Annotated in this window: 15 protein-coding genes; 6 read left to right on the top strand and 9 right to left on the bottom strand. The window is 37.8% G+C overall.

Annotated features, from left to right (window positions below; translation table 11 throughout):
- Positions 1–39: 39 nt before the first annotated feature.
- Positions 40–1,596: a glutamine-hydrolyzing GMP synthase gene (guaA, locus tag AC0QT1_RS02500; RefSeq protein WP_473201573.1), complete on the top strand. Its 1,557-nt coding sequence runs from the start codon at positions 40–42 to the stop codon at positions 1,594–1,596.
- Positions 1,597–1,728: 132 nt separating this feature from the next.
- Positions 1,729–2,451, top strand: a complete 723-nt coding sequence (locus AC0QT1_RS02495) for a glycerophosphodiester phosphodiesterase (RefSeq protein WP_473200065.1) — start codon at positions 1,729–1,731, stop codon at positions 2,449–2,451.
- Positions 2,452–2,550: 99 nt separating this feature from the next.
- Here the strand turns inward: AC0QT1_RS02495 and AC0QT1_RS02490 are convergent, their stop codons facing one another.
- The 7 genes from AC0QT1_RS02490 to AC0QT1_RS02460 form a co-directional block, all read right to left on the bottom strand.
- Positions 2,551–3,597 carry a sn-glycerol-3-phosphate import ATP-binding protein UgpC gene (locus AC0QT1_RS02490; protein WP_473200066.1) on the bottom strand — a complete coding sequence of 349 codons (1,047 nt, stop codon included), beginning with the start codon at positions 3,595–3,597 and terminating at the stop codon, positions 2,551–2,553.
- Positions 3,598–3,599: 2 nt separating this feature from the next.
- Positions 3,600–4,451, bottom strand: coding sequence for a sn-glycerol-3-phosphate ABC transporter permease UgpE (gene ugpE / locus AC0QT1_RS02485; RefSeq protein ID WP_473200067.1), 852 nt, complete (start codon positions 4,449–4,451; stop codon positions 3,600–3,602).
- Positions 4,452–4,461: 10 nt separating this feature from the next.
- On the bottom strand, positions 4,462–5,346 hold the full coding sequence (ugpA, locus tag AC0QT1_RS02480; protein WP_473200068.1) for a sn-glycerol-3-phosphate ABC transporter permease UgpA: 885 nt from the start codon (positions 5,344–5,346) through the stop codon (positions 4,462–4,464).
- 107 nt (positions 5,347–5,453) lie between these two features.
- The gene (ugpB, locus tag AC0QT1_RS02475; protein WP_473200069.1) at positions 5,454–6,779 is read right to left on the bottom strand and encodes a sn-glycerol-3-phosphate ABC transporter substrate-binding protein UgpB; all 1,326 of its coding nucleotides are present in this window, start codon (positions 6,777–6,779) and stop codon (positions 5,454–5,456) included.
- A 720-nt stretch (positions 6,780–7,499) separates the two neighbouring features.
- Positions 7,500–8,417 (bottom strand): metal ABC transporter substrate-binding protein, encoded by a 918-nt coding sequence (locus AC0QT1_RS02470; RefSeq protein ID WP_473201572.1) that lies wholly within the window; start codon positions 8,415–8,417, stop codon positions 7,500–7,502.
- Between the two features lies 1 nt (position 8,418).
- Complete coding sequence (locus AC0QT1_RS02465) at positions 8,419–9,300, bottom strand: metal ABC transporter permease (protein WP_473200071.1); 882 nt, start codon at positions 9,298–9,300, stop codon at positions 8,419–8,421.
- Positions 9,301–9,303: 3 nt separating this feature from the next.
- Complete coding sequence (locus AC0QT1_RS02460) at positions 9,304–10,056, bottom strand: ABC transporter ATP-binding protein (RefSeq protein WP_473200072.1); 753 nt, start codon at positions 10,054–10,056, stop codon at positions 9,304–9,306.
- A 684-nt stretch (positions 10,057–10,740) separates the two neighbouring features.
- Between AC0QT1_RS02460 and nrdH the strand changes: the two genes are divergently transcribed.
- Genes nrdH through nrdF form a run of 4 tightly spaced genes read left to right on the top strand, consistent with a single transcriptional unit; the run spans position 10,741 to position 14,481 of the window.
- Complete coding sequence (nrdH, locus tag AC0QT1_RS02455) at positions 10,741–10,965, top strand: glutaredoxin-like protein NrdH (protein ID WP_208441613.1); 225 nt, start codon at positions 10,741–10,743, stop codon at positions 10,963–10,965.
- Positions 10,965–11,363 (top strand): class Ib ribonucleoside-diphosphate reductase assembly flavoprotein NrdI, encoded by a 399-nt coding sequence (gene nrdI / locus AC0QT1_RS02450; RefSeq protein ID WP_473200073.1) that lies wholly within the window; start codon positions 10,965–10,967, stop codon positions 11,361–11,363. The genes nrdH and nrdI overlap by 1 nt, the downstream gene beginning before the upstream one ends.
- Positions 11,345–13,495, top strand: a complete 2,151-nt coding sequence (gene nrdE / locus AC0QT1_RS02445; RefSeq protein WP_473201571.1) for a class 1b ribonucleoside-diphosphate reductase subunit alpha — start codon at positions 11,345–11,347, stop codon at positions 13,493–13,495. The genes nrdI and nrdE overlap by 19 nt, the downstream gene beginning before the upstream one ends.
- Positions 13,496–13,506: 11 nt before the next feature.
- Positions 13,507–14,481, top strand: coding sequence for a class 1b ribonucleoside-diphosphate reductase subunit beta (gene nrdF, locus AC0QT1_RS02440; protein WP_473200075.1), 975 nt, complete (start codon positions 13,507–13,509; stop codon positions 14,479–14,481).
- Here the strand turns inward: nrdF and prmC are convergent.
- Entirely contained in the window at positions 14,478–15,344 is an 867-nt protein-coding gene (gene prmC, locus AC0QT1_RS02435) for a peptide chain release factor N(5)-glutamine methyltransferase (RefSeq protein ID WP_473201570.1), read from the bottom strand. The two genes, nrdF and prmC, sit on opposite strands and share 4 nt — an antisense overlap.
- Positions 15,341–16,420 carry a peptide chain release factor 1 gene (gene prfA, locus AC0QT1_RS02430; RefSeq protein ID WP_473200077.1) on the bottom strand — a complete coding sequence of 360 codons (1,080 nt, stop codon included), beginning with the start codon at positions 16,418–16,420 and terminating at the stop codon, positions 15,341–15,343. The genes prmC and prfA overlap by 4 nt, the downstream gene beginning before the upstream one ends.
- Between the last annotated feature and the right edge of the window lie 155 nt (positions 16,421–16,575).

Genomic DNA, 16,575 nt, shown 5'->3' with positions numbered 1-16,575 from the left:
ATAATAAATTGCATTGGTACAATTATTGATTGGTTTTCTATGAGCATCTCACATTCAGACACTGTTCTTATTATTGATTTTGGTTCACAAGTGACACAACTTATCGCGCGGCGGGTACGAGCAATGGGTATCTATTGTGAAATTGTTCCTTTTCAATTGGCTTTAAAAGGTATTAAGCGGATAAGACCTAAAGCGGTTATTTTATCAGGGAGTCCTTATTCCGTTCTCGATGAGGGATCGCCACGTGCTCCAATGGAAGTTTTTGAACTTGGAGTTCCTATTCTTGGGGTTTGTTATGGTGAACAAGTCATGTGTGTTCAACTTGGAGGAAAAGTTGAAGCTGGGGCTGAGCGTGAATTTGGACGCGCTTTTTTGGAAGTACAAGAAGAGAGTGCACTTTTTGACGGTATATGGAAAAAAGGCTCTTGTTATCAAGTATGGATGAGTCATGGTGACCGTGTCACGACACTACCAGAAGGTTTTCGTGTCATAGGAACCTCAAAAGGTGCTCCCTATGCTGCTATTGCCGATGAAAAAAGACACCTTTACGCAGTGCAGTTTCATCCTGAAGTTGTTCATACACCGGATGGTACAAAGCTTTTGCAAAATTTTGTTTATAAAATCTCTGGTCTTAAAGGTAATTGGTCAATGGCCTCTTATCGTGAGCAAGCAATTGCAAAAATACGGAAAAAAGTTGGGAAAAATCGCGTGATCTGTGGTCTTTCAGGTGGAGTGGATTCATCCGTTGTGGCGGTACTTCTTCATGAAGCAATAGAAGATCAACTGACGTGTATTTTTGTGGACCATGGGTTGATGCGCAAGAATGAGGCTGAAGAAGTTCTTACATTATTTCGAGATCATTATAATATAGAGCTTATTCACGTTAATGCCGCTAATATGTTTATCAATGCTCTGGAGGGTGAGACAGATCCAGAGAAAAAGCGCAAAACGATTGGCCGCCTTTTTATTGAAGTTTTTGAAGAGGAGACTAAAAAAATCGGCGGCGCAGAATTTTTAGCGCAAGGCACGCTTTATCCAGATGTCATTGAAAGTGTTTCAGCAATTGGTCAGTCAGTAACAATTAAAAGTCACCATAATGTAGGGGGATTGCCGGAACGGATGAAGATGAAACTTGTAGAGCCGTTGCGTGAGCTCTTTAAGGATGAGGTTCGTTCGCTAGGGCGAGAATTAGGATTACCTGAGCAATTTATTGGTCGCCATCCTTTTCCAGGTCCCGGTCTTGCAATTCGGTGTCCAGGGGCAGTGACACGGGAAAAATTAGAAATTTTACGTGAGGCGGATGCAATTTACCTTGATGAAATTCGTAAAGCAGGTCTTTATAATGAAATTTGGCAGGCTTTTGCTGTTCTTCTTCCTGTTCAGACTGTTGGTGTGATGGGTGATGGACGCACATATGAATTTGTTTGTGCTCTTCGTGCTGTAACATCTGTGGACGGAATGACGGCAGACTTTTATCCCTATAATATGGAGTTTTTAAGCAAAACAGCGGCACGTATTATTAACGAAGTTAGAGGTATTAATCGTGTCGTGTATGATGTAACTTCAAAGCCTCCTGGTACTATTGAATGGGAGTAATTGGAATAAAGTTTAAATCTTTTAAAAAAGAGCTTTTTTAAATTGTTATTTATCTTGTATAGGTTTTAAAAAACGGTTATCTGCTTGTGCCTCAGCAAATATCATTTAAACTTGAAAAGTATGAAGTTTTGCATGTCTAAGAAAAAAATTGTTGCACACCGTGGTGGAGCGCATCTTTATGCCGAAAATACTCTTTCAGCATTTCGTCATGCAATTGCATTGGGAGTGGATGAGGTTGAATGCGACGTTCATCTGCTTAAAAGTGGTGAAGTGGTTGTATTTCACGATTTTCGTTTAGAACAATTGGTTGGCAAAGCCGGATATATTCACGATATTGATAATGAAACACGCAAACAACTTTGTATAAAAGGGAGTAGTGAATCTCCTCCTTTATTAGAGGAACTTCTTGATCTTTTAGCACCAACCAATGTTGCACTGCATCTTGAAATTAAAACATGTGGTGAAGTTGAGCGTGAAATGATTTTATCGCAAAAAGCGCTTGCGTTGATAAGAAACCGAAATTTAGAAGATCGGGTTTCTGCAATTAGTTTTGATCCTGTAAGCCTTCGTCCCTTCATTGAAGCAGGTATAACATCTGGTCCCTGCATTGATAGCTTTGAAGGTGATATGTATCATCATTTTTCTGAGTGGAAAAAATTGGGGTATTCTGATCTAAGTTTAGATGGCTCCATAGTCTCACGACACTTTATTGAATCTGCGCTTGATGCTGGTTTTACTGTAGGGGTATGGACCATTAATGGAAGAGCTCGATTATCGCATTGGCTTGATATGCCTGTACATTATATCACAACAGATCAACCTGATTTAGCTTTACAGTTGCGTACAAAGAAATAACACACATCTATAATACAAAAGATGTCTTGCTTTAAAAATGATCTTGAACGTAAGAAGCGTTTACTGAGATTGCTTATAAGAGCAAAGCCTTTACTCTATTTATTTAATATTTGTGCGTTTTTCAGTGGTTTTATTGAAAGTATGAAAATTTTGATGAGCAACAGTAAAACTTAATTTTTCGCCATAGTCGCTTGTAATCCGCTCTTTTATTTCAATAGTGAAAATATTGCCATTCCAACGTGTTAAAACATGGCATCCTGTTCCGACAGGTTTGATAAGTTCAATTTGTGTGTGAAAGACAGGTCCTTGATCTGGGTATTCTCCCAACAAGATTACTTCTGGTCTAAAGGCTAAAAGATCAGTTTCTTCACTATAAGACAATGAATGATTTAAGTGTTTTTCTAGGATTTGGCGATCAAGAAAGTTCATAGGAGGAGAACCAATAAAATCAGCCACAAATGTTGTTGCTGGATAATCATAAATTTCCATTGGCGTTCCGATTTGCTCTATAGCGCCATTGTTCATGACAACGATTCTATCGGCTAATGTCATAGCCTCCAGTTGATCATGGGTAACATACAGGCTCGTTGTACCCAATGAGCGCTGCAGAGTTTTAATCTCAATACACATTTGCGCCCGCAATTTTGCATCGAGGTTTGAAAGCGGTTCATCAAAGAGAAAGACCCGTGGTTGGCGAACAATCACACGCCCCATTGCAACGCGTTGTCGTTGTCCTCCTGATAATTGTCGTGGTTTACGATCAAGGAATGGCTCTATTTGTAAAAGTTTTGCCGCGTATGTGATACGTCTATTTATTTCATCTTTAGGTGTTTTACGATTCTTAAGACCATATTCTAGATTTCCACGAACTGTCATATGGGGATAAAGGGCATAATTTTGAAAAACCATAGCAATATCACGATCAGCTGGTTCACGGTCATTGATACGCTCGTTATCAATATAAAGCTCACCTGAAGTGACTTGTTCAAGCCCTGCAATAATGCGTAACAAAGTTGATTTACCACATCCTGAAGGACCGACAAGAACAAGAAGCTCTTTATCAGCAACAGTTAAGTTTAAATCATCTATGACCAGAATGCCGTTTTCATACTGTTTTTTTATATTTGATAACTGGATTATGGCCACAGTTATTTCTCCGTTTCAATAAGGCCTTTGATAAAAAGCCGTTGCATGCAGATGACAACAAGAACAGGTGGTACCATAGCAACAACCGATACTGCCATGAGTATATTCCATTGAGGATCATGTTGAAGTGACTCTACGACAAGCTGTTTTAAAATAATAAGAATAGTCTGATGATTTTGATCAGTTGTCACGATAAGAGGCCACAGATACTGTATCCACCCATAAATGAACATAATAATAAATAAAGCGGCGATATTGCTTTTACTAAGAGGAAGGAGAATATCTTTAAAAAATCTAAACGGTCCTGCACCATCAACACGAGCCGCTTCTAAGAGTTCATCAGGAACAGTTAAAAAAAACTGGCGAAATAAAAATGTAGCAGTTGCAGAGGCAATGAGTGGAATAATCATACCACCATAGGTATTGATCATCCCTAATTGTGCAACAACTGCGTATGTTGGAATAATACGAACTTCAACCGGGAGCATCAAAGTGATAAAGATGAGGACAAAAGCAGTTTTTCGGAAAGGGAAGCGCATATAAACAATTGCATAAGCAGAAAAGAGCGAAATAATAATTTTTCCGATGCTAATACCAAGCGCCATGATGAGTGAGTTCATTAAAAGTGGCCACAGCTTTGGCAGACCAAGTTGCGCAAGGCCATCACCAAAGATTGTTTTATAGTTCTCCAGAGTGTAATTTCCTGGTAAAAGAGGAAGTGTTCCTGAGCTAAATGCTGCTGAACTATGGGTTGATGCGATAACGGCAACATAAACTGGAAAGCAAATAATAAGAATACCAATAATGAGAATGAGATGAGTTAGAAATTTCAAAATAGGGCGATTTTCAACCATAATTCGCTTCCTAATATTGCACACGACGTTCAATCCAGCGAAACTGAATAAACGTTAAAACAATAACCATCAACATTAATATTGTTGATTGTGCTGCTGATGCTCCTATTATTTGATTTCTAAAACCATCATCATAGACTTTGTAGACGAGGGTACTTGTGGCACGTGCAGGACCTCCAGAGGTTATGTTATCAATAATACCAAATGTATCAAACATAACATAATGAATATTAACGATAAGAAGGAAAAAAGTTGTCGGTGAAATTTGAGGAAAAACCACAGTCCAAAAGCGTTTAAAAGGGCTAGCACCATCAATTGCTGCTGCCTCTATTTGGGAACGTGGAACAGACTGGAGTCCCGCAAGAAAAAAAAGAAAATTGTAGGAAATTTGTTTCCAACTAGCTGCAATCACAATAAGGATCATGGCTTGCATACCATTGATACGATAATTCCATATGATTCCTATTTTCGCCAAAAGAAACGGGATAACTCCAATCGTTGGATGAAAGATAAACAACCATAAAATACCTGCCAATACTGGAGCAACAGCATAAGGCCAAAGTAAAAGTGTGGTGTAAGCTTTTTTTGCGCGGATAACGCGATCAACACAGACGGCTAAAAGAAGTGATAGCGACATGGAAACAACAGTAACAGAAATAGAAAAGACCGCCGTTGTAAGAAGTGATTTTATATAAGCAGAATCAGAGAGGATTGTCACATAATTTTCAAAACCAATAAAGGTTGTCGTAAATCCAAAAGGGTCCTCACGCTCGAAAGATGATTTTATTGCTTGAGCAGCAGGCCAAAAGAAAAACAAAAAAGTCACAATGAGCTGAGGTAAGAGCAGCCAATAGGGAAGCAGACTATTTTTGAAATATACTTGTTTTTCTTGCATTCTTATGGGTTCTTTAAATACAGAGACTTTAGAAGGGCGAACAAAAAACAACTAAAAAGGCTTAACTGTTTGGCTGATCTTTTGATATTTACGATAATAATTAAACCTTAATGATTAGCTTTTTCAAATTCACGTAAGAGTTTATTCCCACGTTCAACGGCTTCATCTAATCCATTTTTTGGTGTCTTAGAACCACTAAGGACGGCTTCTAATTCTTGATCAAGAATAGAACGAATTTGTGGTAAATTACCAAATCTTATGCCCTTTGAGTTAACAGTTGGTGGGTTGAGAGTGATCTGTTTAATGGCAATATCTGCACCGGCATTATTATCGTAGTAATGCTGTTTTTGGCTCAATTCGTAAGCAGCCTTTGTTGTTGGAAGGTAACCTGTTGTCTGGTGCCACTTAGCTTGATTATCTGCTCTTGAGAGATACTTAAGAAAAGCAGCGGCACCTGCGTATTCTTCGAAGGTATGTCCTTTTAAAACCCAAATAGAGGCCCCTCCAATAATTGAATTTTGAGGTGCACCTTTTATATCATCATAGTAAGGCAGTTGACCAAATCCAACATTGAACTGCGCTTCTGAAAGAATTCCTGTACGAGACCCTGAAGATTGCATAAAGATTGCGCAATTTTGCGTCATAAACATTGGTGTTGAATCTAGGGCTCCAGCTGGACCGCCATAACGAAAGAGACCTTGATCAGACCATTTTTTAAGGTCAGTCCACATGCGCACTTGTAAAGGACCATTTAAAGTAAGCTCTGAATCAAGACCACCAAAACCATTTTCTTTTGTTCCAAAAGGGACATTATGCAATGCTGAAAAATTTTCTATACCAATCCACTGAGCTGCATAAGACATTGTAAAACCACAGCTTGCCGCTTTAGTTTCAAGAATTTTTTTGGAGAAATTTTCTACATCTTGCCATGTTTTAGGCGGTTGTTCTGGATCAAGTCCTGCTTTTTTGAAGATATCTTTATTATAGTAAAGGATTGGTGTTGAAGCATTGAATGGCATAGAAAGCATTCGTCCCTGAACATCAGAATAGTACCCACTGATAGCAGGCAAATAATTAGTAGGATCAAACTCTTGTTTTGTATCTGCCATAAGTTGATAAATAGGATAAATAGCACCTTTTGCAGCCATCATTGTTCCGGTACCAACTTCATAAATTTGAGCAAGAACTGGTTGTTGCTTTCCGCGAAATGCTGCTATGAGTGCAACCATGCCTTCTTCATATTCACCACGAAATGAAGGAATAACTTTGTAATCCGATTGACTGGCATTAAAATCGTTAATGAGACGTTCAGTTTGTTCTCCTAATTCACCACTCATTGAATGCCAAAAGCTAATTTTTGTTTGCGCAAAGCTTGCTGTTGCCATGCTGATAGCAACTGTAAATGCTGCTATAGAAAGATAAAAACGATTCATAGCTCCCCCTTTTTGAAGTGGTGAAATGCAAGTTTCCCTTAAATTCATAGTATTACACATGAACACGCCATGCCAATTTTATTCCAGAAATATGTTAGCTCATTTAAACAGGAACCATCAAAAGGTCAAACGAATTTGTTTAAACTTATCAGTTTTTCTTTTATGAGTGCTAACGTAGAGTGATGGAGTCACTATGAACATTTGATAGAATATGTCAAAAAAAAGAAATTTAAGCATTATGGTGCTTTAATTTGCGAGGGATTTATTGGTAATCTTGAAAAGAGTATTTTTTAAAAATGATGAAAAAATGTTTTGTAACTTAATCATGAGTGTTCTTGATTTTTTCTCATAATTTCTATGAGACTTTTAAAAAGCCTTATAAGAGTTTTTAAGCTTTCCTCAGTATATTTTTATTTACAGCGCTATTGTATTTATTTAGGATAACTAAGGAAGAACTTTTCTCATAAACATGATTCGAGAGTCGCATAAAAGGGATAGAACAAAATATTTTTATTGAGTAAGCATACTGTAGAGAGCTCCAAAGAGCTCTCTTTATTTTAAGTTCAAGGTTTTATTAGTGCCTTTGTTAAATACGCTCACATAATCATGCTTTTTATAAGCATAAGAGAGATTTTGAGTGTGGACATCTTTTCAAATATCTTGAATACTGGTAATTTAGTTGTTTTTAATGCTGATTATCTTTTCTCTGTACACAAACTTTTAGTGTTTCATTATTGCATCGATAAGAGTGTTAATATTATGTTCCATCATATCGAGATATGTTGCAGCAGGACCATTTTCGTCCGACAATGCATCAGAATAGAGTGTTCCACCAATTTTTAAATCTGTTTCTTTTGAAATCTGTTTTATGAGGCGGGGATTAGAGATGTTTTCAACGAAGAGGGCGGTTGCTTTATTGGTTTTAATTTGCTTGATAAGTTCGGCTACATCGGCTGCAGTCGCTTCAGCTTCCGTTGATACACCTTGGGGTGCAAGTATGGTAAAACCATATTCTTGAGCAAAATAGCCAAAGGCATCATGGGATGTAATAATAATACGCTTATCTTTTGGGATAGAGGCAATCTTTGTTTTAAGTTTTTCTTGTGCTTCTTTAAGTTTTTGGATGTAGAGTTGAGAGTTTTTTCTGTAGCTTGCACAGGATTTTTTATCAATTTTGCACAAAGCAATAGCGATATTTTTGATATAAATTTCAACATTAGGGATAGCTTGCCAAGCATGGGGATCCATATCACTGTGGTGGTGGGCGCTATGTCCTTGATTTTTAATTTCAAGGAAAGGAATATTGGCACTTACTTCGACAAGCAGTGCTTTTGTACCACTTGCCGTGATAAGACGGTCCATAAAACCTTCTAAATGTAGTCCATTGATGAAAATAATATGAGCATTTCTAAGAGCTTTGGCATCACGGGGTGTTGGTTCATAAGTATGGGTATTCGCATTGGGACCGACCAGAGTAATCATAGAAATGTGGTTGCCTCCCACATTTTTTACTAAATCTGCAAGAATAGAAAAGCTTGCGACAACTTTAATCTTGTTTTGCGCAAAAGTAGAAAATGGAAAAAGGACAAACAATAAAAGAGTTCCAAGCAGAACAAATTGTTGGATAAATTTAGGCATATTATTTCCTTAAAGTGGGGGAGGATGTATAAAAGAGGTGAGGAAACCGTGCTACAATAATGCCGCGTGGACTTATGAAGCAGGAAAGAAGATAAAGAACCCCTGCGGCAAGGATGATAGCTGGACCGGAGGGAAGTGAAAGATGAAAAGAAAGCAGTAGTCCACAAAAGCTTGCAATGATTCCTAAGAGAATAGAGAGTGCACAAATAGGGCCAAGACGCGAAAGCCAAAAACGGGCTGTAATGGCTGGAACCATCATAATGCCGACAGAAAGGAGTGTTCCTAGTGATTGGAAACCGCCAACTAAATTCAGAACGACAAGTATGAGCAGTGATATATGAACATATTTACTCAAAGGAGAGAGCGATTTAAAAAAGAGGGGATCAAAACTTTCGAGTACGAGTGCACGCCAGAAAACACAAAGACTACACACTGTGATAAGCATTATAGTGGTGATCATAAAAAGGGCTTGTGTATCAAGAGCAAGTACTGAGCCAAATAAAAGGTGGAGCAGATCAATGGTAGAGTTTTTAAGTGAAACAATAATGACGCCTGCTGCGAGTGCAATCAGATAAAAAACAGTCATTGATGCATCTTCTTTCTGAAAGCTATTTCGTGAAATTAAGGCGGTTGCTAAAGCAACAATGATACCGGCTAAAATGCCGCCAAGCGTCATAGATAAAAGTGAGAATCCACAAAGGAGAAAAGCAGCCGCAACACCAGGAAGAATGGCGTGGGATATTGCATCTCCTGTTAAACTCATTCCGCGTAACATCAAAAATACACCAACAGGACAGGCGCTGATGGACAGCAGAATTGAACCAATAAGGGCGCTTTGCATAAAATGGAAATCAATAAAAGGAGCAAGAAAAAATGCGTACACGTCTTATAACCTAATAGGGCGAGAATCATTGAGGGGAAAATGTTGTTTTAGTGCACTGATACGGAAAGAATGGGATGTAAGAGGTGGCATAACATGATCAAGGGTGTCATGGAAAAACTGTTCTGTTTCCCCATAAAAAGCGCTTTTTTCATTAATTTGAATCATATGAGGGAAATGATTTTGCACAATGAGGGGATCATGAAGTGCTGTAAGAACTGTTCGTCCTTGTTTTTGCCAGTTTGATATCAACGCAAGGAGGTCTTTTTGAGTCCTACGATCGACACCATTGAAAGGTTCATCAAGCAAGATGATATCGGCATTTTGTACAATAATACGTGCAAAAAGGGCGCGTTGTAATTGTCCACTTGAAAGCGTATCAAGGGAATGTGTAGCGAGGGCTGTAAGGCCAACCATTTCAAGTGCATTTTGGATTTTAGGATAATAAGGGCGATGATTTTTCCATAATCCACAAAAAGACCACAACCCTGTTTTTATAAGCGCTTCTACATTAATGGGAAATGTTTGATCTATATCACATTGCTGTGCAAGATAAGCCACCCGACTTTTTTTCGGTTTTATAATCTTACCTTTGAGAGGCTTAATCAATCCGGCAGCAGCTTTTAGCAGTGTAGATTTTCCAGCGCCATTATTTCCTATTATTGCTACCAACGAGCCGGCTTTTAATTTTGCTGAGAAACTCTTTATAGCTATTCTATTCACATAACCTAATGTTGCACTGTCGAAATGCAGACTCATACTTTCACCTTAATTATTTATCTTAAAAAGTTATGTTATAATATAACATTTGTCAACAAAATGTTATATTATTACGTATGTTTTATGAATTGAAAATGTCAGTACGAAAGATCGTGGAAAATTCAAAATAATGATTGAATTTGCCTTGACGAAAGAGAGAGCGTGTATACTATATATAGTATCAAAATGATTATTGATTCTAAATAAGCACAAGTGAGGGTATAGAGTGTTTCGTTTGGCGTCTAAGTTATTTCCATAATATGATCGTAAAGAGTTTGTTGACCAACAGGAGAGTAATATTTCTTTTGAAATGTCTTTTTCGAAGGAATCTCTGTTCGTTTTTGTAGTTGGTTTTTGCATGAAAGAGTAAAGCTAAGCCACGTGACGTAGGTGGCTTGAGGAGCATCAGATTTTTAGACAGCAGGAGGGAATTGTAATGCAAGCAAAAGATTGTTTTATAGCTGGGGTGCTTTGCCATTTAAGTTGTAGAATGATCATTTATTCTCATCATACTTTTAAAACTATTTGATGGGGATTTTTGTTGTGTTCGAGAAGCTATGTGTTGTTTGAACAAGGATGTGTTTGTGTACAATTGCTGTTTTTTATTATTCTTGAGTATCTATAAAATTATCAGAATTAATACCCTTTGAGGGTTAGTTTTTTAAATTATGAAAGTTGAAAAAAATGTCGATCACTATTTATAGTAAGCCATCTTGCGTTCAATGTGACGCTACGCGTCGTGCCTTTGATGCTAAAGGTATCCATTATCGTGTTGTGGACATTTCCCGTGATGAACAGGCATATAGTTTTGTTCAATCTTTGGGGTATCGTCAGGTTCCTGTGGTTGTTTGTGGTGAAAATCATTGGTCTGGTTTTAGACCAGATATGATTAGTGGTCTTTGTGTTTAATGGGACTTATTGTTTATTATTCGAGTGCAACGGGGAATACTGAACATTTTGTCTCTCAGCTTAGTCAAAGGCTCCTTAAGATTGATAAAAAAAAGCCGTCTATGTTCGTTGATGAGCCTTATGTGTTAGTTGTTCCCACCTATGCAGATGGTGAAGGAAGAGGGGCTGTACCGAAAGCGGTTATTCATTTTCTCAATGAAATTGAGAATCGCAAATTCATTCGTGGTGTTATTGGAGGCGGGAATCGCAATTTTGGTCGCTATTATAATTTAGCAAGCAAGATTATTGCTAAAAAATGTTTTGTGCCTTGCCTTTATCGTTTTGAGTTGCGTGGAACTGATGAAGACGTCATTTGTGTAAAGAAGGGATTGGAAGAGTTTTGGAAACAGTCAGTATAGAACAATTACAGAAATCAGGTCAGATCACGGATTATCATGCACTGAATGCAATGCTTAATCTTTATGATGAGAATGGTCATATTCAATTTGAGATGGATCGGCTTGCTGCTCGACAATATTTTCTCCAGCATGTTAATCAAAATACGGTTTTTTTTCATAACTTGAAAGAAAAAATAGATTACTTGATAGAGGAAGGTTATTATGAAAAAGCTTTGTTTGAGCTTTATGATTTTTCTTTTATCAAAAAGCTTTTTAAATGTGCTTATGCTTTTAAGTTTCGTTTTCCTACTTTTTTGGGTGCATTTAAGTATTACACCAGCTATACTCTAAAGACTTTTGATGGAAAGCGCTATCTTGAACGTTATGAAGATCGTGTCTGCCTTGTGGCTTTATATTTAGCACAAGGGAATAAAGCTCTTGCTGAGATTCTGGTAGATGAGATTATTACAGGTCGATTTCAACCTGCGACACCGACATTTTTGAACGCGGGAAAGAGACAACGTGGTGAATTAGTATCGTGTTTTTTGTTGCGTGTTGAAGACAACATGGAATCAATTGGCCGTTCGATCAATTCAGCTTTACAACTTTCAAAACGCGGCGGAGGGGTAGCACTTTGTTTGACAAATTTACGGGAAGCAGGAGCTCCAATCAAACAAATAGAAAACCAATCTTCAGGTGTATTACCTGTAATGAAGCTTTTGGAAGATTCCTTTTCTTATGCCAATCAACTTGGTGCGCGACAAGGAGCCGGTGCTGTTTATTTACACGCACATCATTTAGATATTATGAAGTTTTTGGACACAAAGCGTGAAAATGCTGATGAGAAAGTCAGAATTAAAACACTTTCGCTTGGTGTAGTAATTCCTGATATTACTTTTGAGCTTGCACGTAATAATGAGGATATGTACTTATTCTCATCCTATGATATTGAGCGTGTTACCGGAAAACCCTTTAGTGATATTTCTTTGACGGAGCATTATCGATCTTTTGTTGATAATGCTAAGATTCGTAAAAAGAAAATCAGTGCACGCGTTTTTTTTCAGACATTAGCAGAGATTCAATTTGAATCAGGTTATCCTTATATTTTATTTGAGGATACTGCCAATCGAGCTAATCCAATAGCTGGGCGGATAAGTATGAGCAATTTATGTTCAGAAATTTTGCAGGTAAGTGAAGCGAGTGAACTAGAGACGGATTTAACTTATCGCACTATTGGAAGTGATATATCTTGTAATCTTGGTTCAATGAATATTGCAAAAGCAATGGAAAGTCGTGATTTTGGGCAGACGGTAGAAGCTGCTGTTCGTGCTCTTACTGCTGTTTCTGATATGAGCAATATTGCTTGTGTCCCTTCGATTGCTAAGGGCAATGCTGAGAGTCATGCGATTGGTTTGGGACAAATGAATTTGCATGGTTTTTTAGCGCGTGAACAGATTTATTATGGATCTCCAGAAGCAATAGATTTCACAAATATCTATTTTTATACTGTGACATACCACGCAATACGTGCTTCCAATTTGATTGCACGTGAACGTCAAAAAGTATTTGCAGGATTTGAAAAATCTACCTACGCAGATGGAAGTTTTTTTGCTAAATATATTGAGAAGGAGTGGAAATCGCAATTTGCGCTTGTACAAGAACTTTTTGCACGGAATAACATCGTGATACCGGACCAAAAGGATTGGCAAGAACTCAAGAAATTAGTTATTGAGTATGGGCTTTATAATCGCAATCTTCAAGCAGTGCCACCCACAGGGTCTATTTCCTATATTAATAATGCAACATCTTCTATTCATCCCATAGCTTCAAAGATTGAGATTCGCAAAGAAGGGAAGATTGGGCGTGTTTATTACCCCGCTCCTTATATGGATAATACGAATTTGAACTTCTATCAGGATGCTTATGAAATTGGTCCTGAAAAAATTATTGATACCTATGCTGCCGCTACACAGCATGTTGATCAAGGTCTTTCATTAACATTGTTTTTTCCTGATACGGCCACCACGCGTGATATTAACCGCGCGCAAATTTATGCTTGGAAAAAGGGTATAAAGAGTATTTATTATGTACGGTTGCGGCAAGTTGCATTGAGTGGAACAGAGGTAGATGGCTGTGTTTCATGTAGTCTATAGGAGATAATCATATGACAAAGATTACAACCAAGAATCCTGTTGTTTCCGCTGTCAATTGGAATAGATTGCATGATGAGAAAGATCTTGAAGTATGGAACCGCTTAACTGGAAATTTTTGGTTGCCAGAAAAGGTTCCGCTTTCTAATGATATTCCGTCATGGTCAAGCTTAACTGAGGAAGAACGTCAGTTAACAATTCGTGTTTTTACAGGGTTAACTCTCCTAGATACGATTCAAAATACCGTAGGAGCCATTTCACTGCTTTCTGATGCGATAACAGAGCATGAGGAGGCAGTTCTGACGAATATTGCGTTCATGGAAGCAGTTCATGCACGTTCTTATTCCTCTATTTTTTCAACCTTATGTTCAACAGTAGAAGTTGATGATGCTTTTAGGTGGTCAGAAGAAAATGTTCATTTGCAGAAAAAGGCAAGATTAGTTCTTGAGCGTTATGAAGCAAATGATCCGTTAAAGAAGAAAATTGCTTCGACTTTACTGGAGAGTTTTTTATTTTATTCTGGTTTTTATTTACCCATGTATTGGGCAAGTCGCGCTAAATTAACAAATACAGCAGATCTCATTCGACTTATCATTCGTGATGAAGCTGTACATGGTTATTATATAGGCTATAAATTTCAATTAGGGTTTGCAAAACTTGATGAAGCCAAAAAACAAGAGATTAAAGATTTTGCTTTTAATTTGCTCTTCGATCTTTACAATATTGAATGCAAATATACTGAAGATCTCTATGATGCACTTGGATTGACGGAAGATGTTAAAGTTTTTCTTCATTATAATGCAAACAAAGCCTTAATGAATTTAGGTTTTGAAGCTCTTTTTCCTCCTGAAGTTTGTCGTGTTAATCCTGCTATCTTAGCATCTTTGTCACCAAGTTCTGATGAAAATCATGACTTTTTTTCAGGTGCTGGTTCTTCTTATGTTATTGGTAAGGCAGTTGCTACCACGGATGATGATTGGGAATTTTAATGATTACAGGTAAAGAGAAGTGCGCGAGGTATACCGTTAAGGTCTTTGCGCATTTCTAAACACTGAAAGCCATGTTTTTTAAATAAATTACAGACTAATTTTTCTTGAGAGTAGCCTATCTCGACAGCGACAAAACCTTTTGCTTTTAAGTAGTCTTTTGCTTCATGAGCGAGTTTTCGGTAAAAATCAAGACCATCTTGTCCTCCACTCAGAGCGCGTAATGGGTCATAAAGACGTACTTCTCTTCCAAGGTCTTTAATATCTTCTTCAGGAATATAGGGTGGATTAGAAATAATAAAATCGAATTGATCTGTGACAGAATTAAACCAATCACTGAGTAGGGGAGTAAAGCGGTTTATAACTTTCGCATTTTTCGCATTTTTTGTGGCTGTTTTGAGAGCATCTTCAGAAATATCGACAGCGACTGCGTAAGATTGAGGAATTTGTTTAAGAATCGCAACGGCAATGGCGCCACTTCCTGTTCCCATATCAAGAAATGTTGTTTGTTCTGATTTCTCAGCATGTTTTTTGAAGTATGGTAAAACAAGATCTATGAGCGTCTCTGTGTCAGGACGTGGTTCTAAGGTATCTTGAGAGAGTGCGAAAGATAGACCATAAAATTCTCGTTTTCCAATAATACGATAGACTGGTTCTCCAGAAATACGTCGTTGTACAGCATGTTCTAATTGTGCAATTTGCTCAAAAGAGAGGCATAAATCTGGTTTGGAAATTCTATCAAATGCAGTTGTCCCTGTTATCCATTCAACCAGTATTTTTGCATCAAGATTAGCTTCAGAAATTCCTTGACTATGCAATTTTTCTTTCGTTTTCCGAATAGTGTCATTAAGAGTATGCGCGTTCATCCATTATTATCCATTTCCATAAGGAGAGCTGTCTGATGATCGGATATAAGTGCATGAATAAGTTCATCAAGTTCTCCTTCTAGGACGCGGTCAAGCTTATATAGAGTGAGATTAATACGATGATCCGTGATCCGCCCTTGGGGAAAATTATAGGTACGAATACGCTCCGAGCGATCACCAGAGCCGACTTGGTTTTTACGGGAAGCTGAACGTTCACTTTCCGCTTTTTGTCGTTCGATATCAAATAAGCGCGCGCGTAAAATTTGGAGTGCACGTGCACGGTTTTGGTGTTGTGATTTTTCTGCTTGCACAACCATAATTCCTGTTGGAATATGCGTGATACGAACCGCTGAGTCAGTCGTGTTGACATGTTGCCCTCCTGCTCCAGATGCACGCATTGTATCAATGCGAATGTCTTCTGGACGAATTTCGATGTCAATTTCTTCAGCTTCTGGAAGCACCGCAACAGTAGCAGCAGAGGTATGAATACGTCCACTTGTTTCTGTTTCAGGGATGCGTTGCACACGATGAACGCCTGATTCAAATTTCAGTTTAGAAAAAACACCTTTACCTGAAATGGTAGCAATGATTTCTTTATATCCACCAACTTCTCCTTCATTGAGGGAAACAATTTCAACTTTCCAGTTATGTGTATTGGCATAACGTTCATACATGCGGAAAAGATCACCAGCAAAAAGCGCTGCTTCTGATCCACCTGTTCCTGCTCGAATTTCAATAATAGCACTTTTTTCATCAGCAACATCTTTTGGTAAAAGAAGAATCTGGAGTTCTTTTTCAAGTTGTTCGATCTTTTGATATAATAATGGTAACTCTTCTTGAGCGAGGTTACGCATCTCTCTCTCTGTTAGTTTATCACTGATGATAGTTTCTAGTTCTGTGGTTTCTCGGTAAAGAGCATTCAACGTTTTTATAGAGGTAACGATTGGTTGCAATTCTGCATATTCAGATGCTAGTTTTACATATGTCTCAGCATTGGGATTTTCAGCCATTTGACTTTCAATTATTTCAAAGCGTTTTTCAAGCTGTTTCATACGATCTTGAGGCAAAGAAACCATGATAATATTCGCCTAATTTGTTAATAATACTAACGATTAAATGCTTTATAGCATTCTATAAAAAGGGGTAATAGAGTAGAAAATTCTCTACCAATGAAAACTATAAGTTATGAAGGGAACTTGTATAAAGTCTTATTTTCATGACGAGCCTTTTG

This window comes from Bartonella sp. P12B (assembly GCF_055796185.1).
Note: the sequence above shows the minus strand (reverse complement) of the source record. Positions and strands in the feature narration are given on the sequence as shown.

Excerpts from the sequence above, each read along its gene's own strand:
- prmC (WP_473201570.1), bottom strand. The coding sequence starts at position 15,344 with ATGAACGCGCATACTCTTAATGACACTATTCGGAAAACGAAAGAAAAA.
- nrdI (WP_473200073.1), top strand. The coding sequence starts at position 10,965 with ATGGGACTTATTGTTTATTATTCGAGTGCAACGGGGAATACTGAACAT.
- ugpB (WP_473200069.1), bottom strand. The coding sequence starts at position 6,779 with ATGAATCGTTTTTATCTTTCTATAGCAGCATTTACAGTTGCTATCAGC.
- AC0QT1_RS02495 (WP_473200065.1), top strand. The coding sequence starts at position 1,729 with ATGTCTAAGAAAAAAATTGTTGCACACCGTGGTGGAGCGCATCTTTAT.
- nrdH (WP_208441613.1), top strand. The coding sequence starts at position 10,741 with ATGTCGATCACTATTTATAGTAAGCCATCTTGCGTTCAATGTGACGCT.
- ugpE (WP_473200067.1), bottom strand. The coding sequence starts at position 4,451 with ATGGTTGAAAATCGCCCTATTTTGAAATTTCTAACTCATCTCATTCTC.
- AC0QT1_RS02470 (WP_473201572.1), bottom strand. The coding sequence starts at position 8,417 with ATGCCTAAATTTATCCAACAATTTGTTCTGCTTGGAACTCTTTTATTG.
- guaA (WP_473201573.1), top strand. The coding sequence starts at position 40 with ATGAGCATCTCACATTCAGACACTGTTCTTATTATTGATTTTGGTTCA.
- nrdF (WP_473200075.1), top strand. The coding sequence starts at position 13,507 with ATGACAAAGATTACAACCAAGAATCCTGTTGTTTCCGCTGTCAATTGG.
- ugpA (WP_473200068.1), bottom strand. The coding sequence starts at position 5,346 with ATGCAAGAAAAACAAGTATATTTCAAAAATAGTCTGCTTCCCTATTGG.
- AC0QT1_RS02460 (WP_473200072.1), bottom strand. The coding sequence starts at position 10,056 with ATGAGTCTGCATTTCGACAGTGCAACATTAGGTTATGTGAATAGAATA.
- prfA (WP_473200077.1), bottom strand. The coding sequence starts at position 16,420 with ATGGTTTCTTTGCCTCAAGATCGTATGAAACAGCTTGAAAAACGCTTT.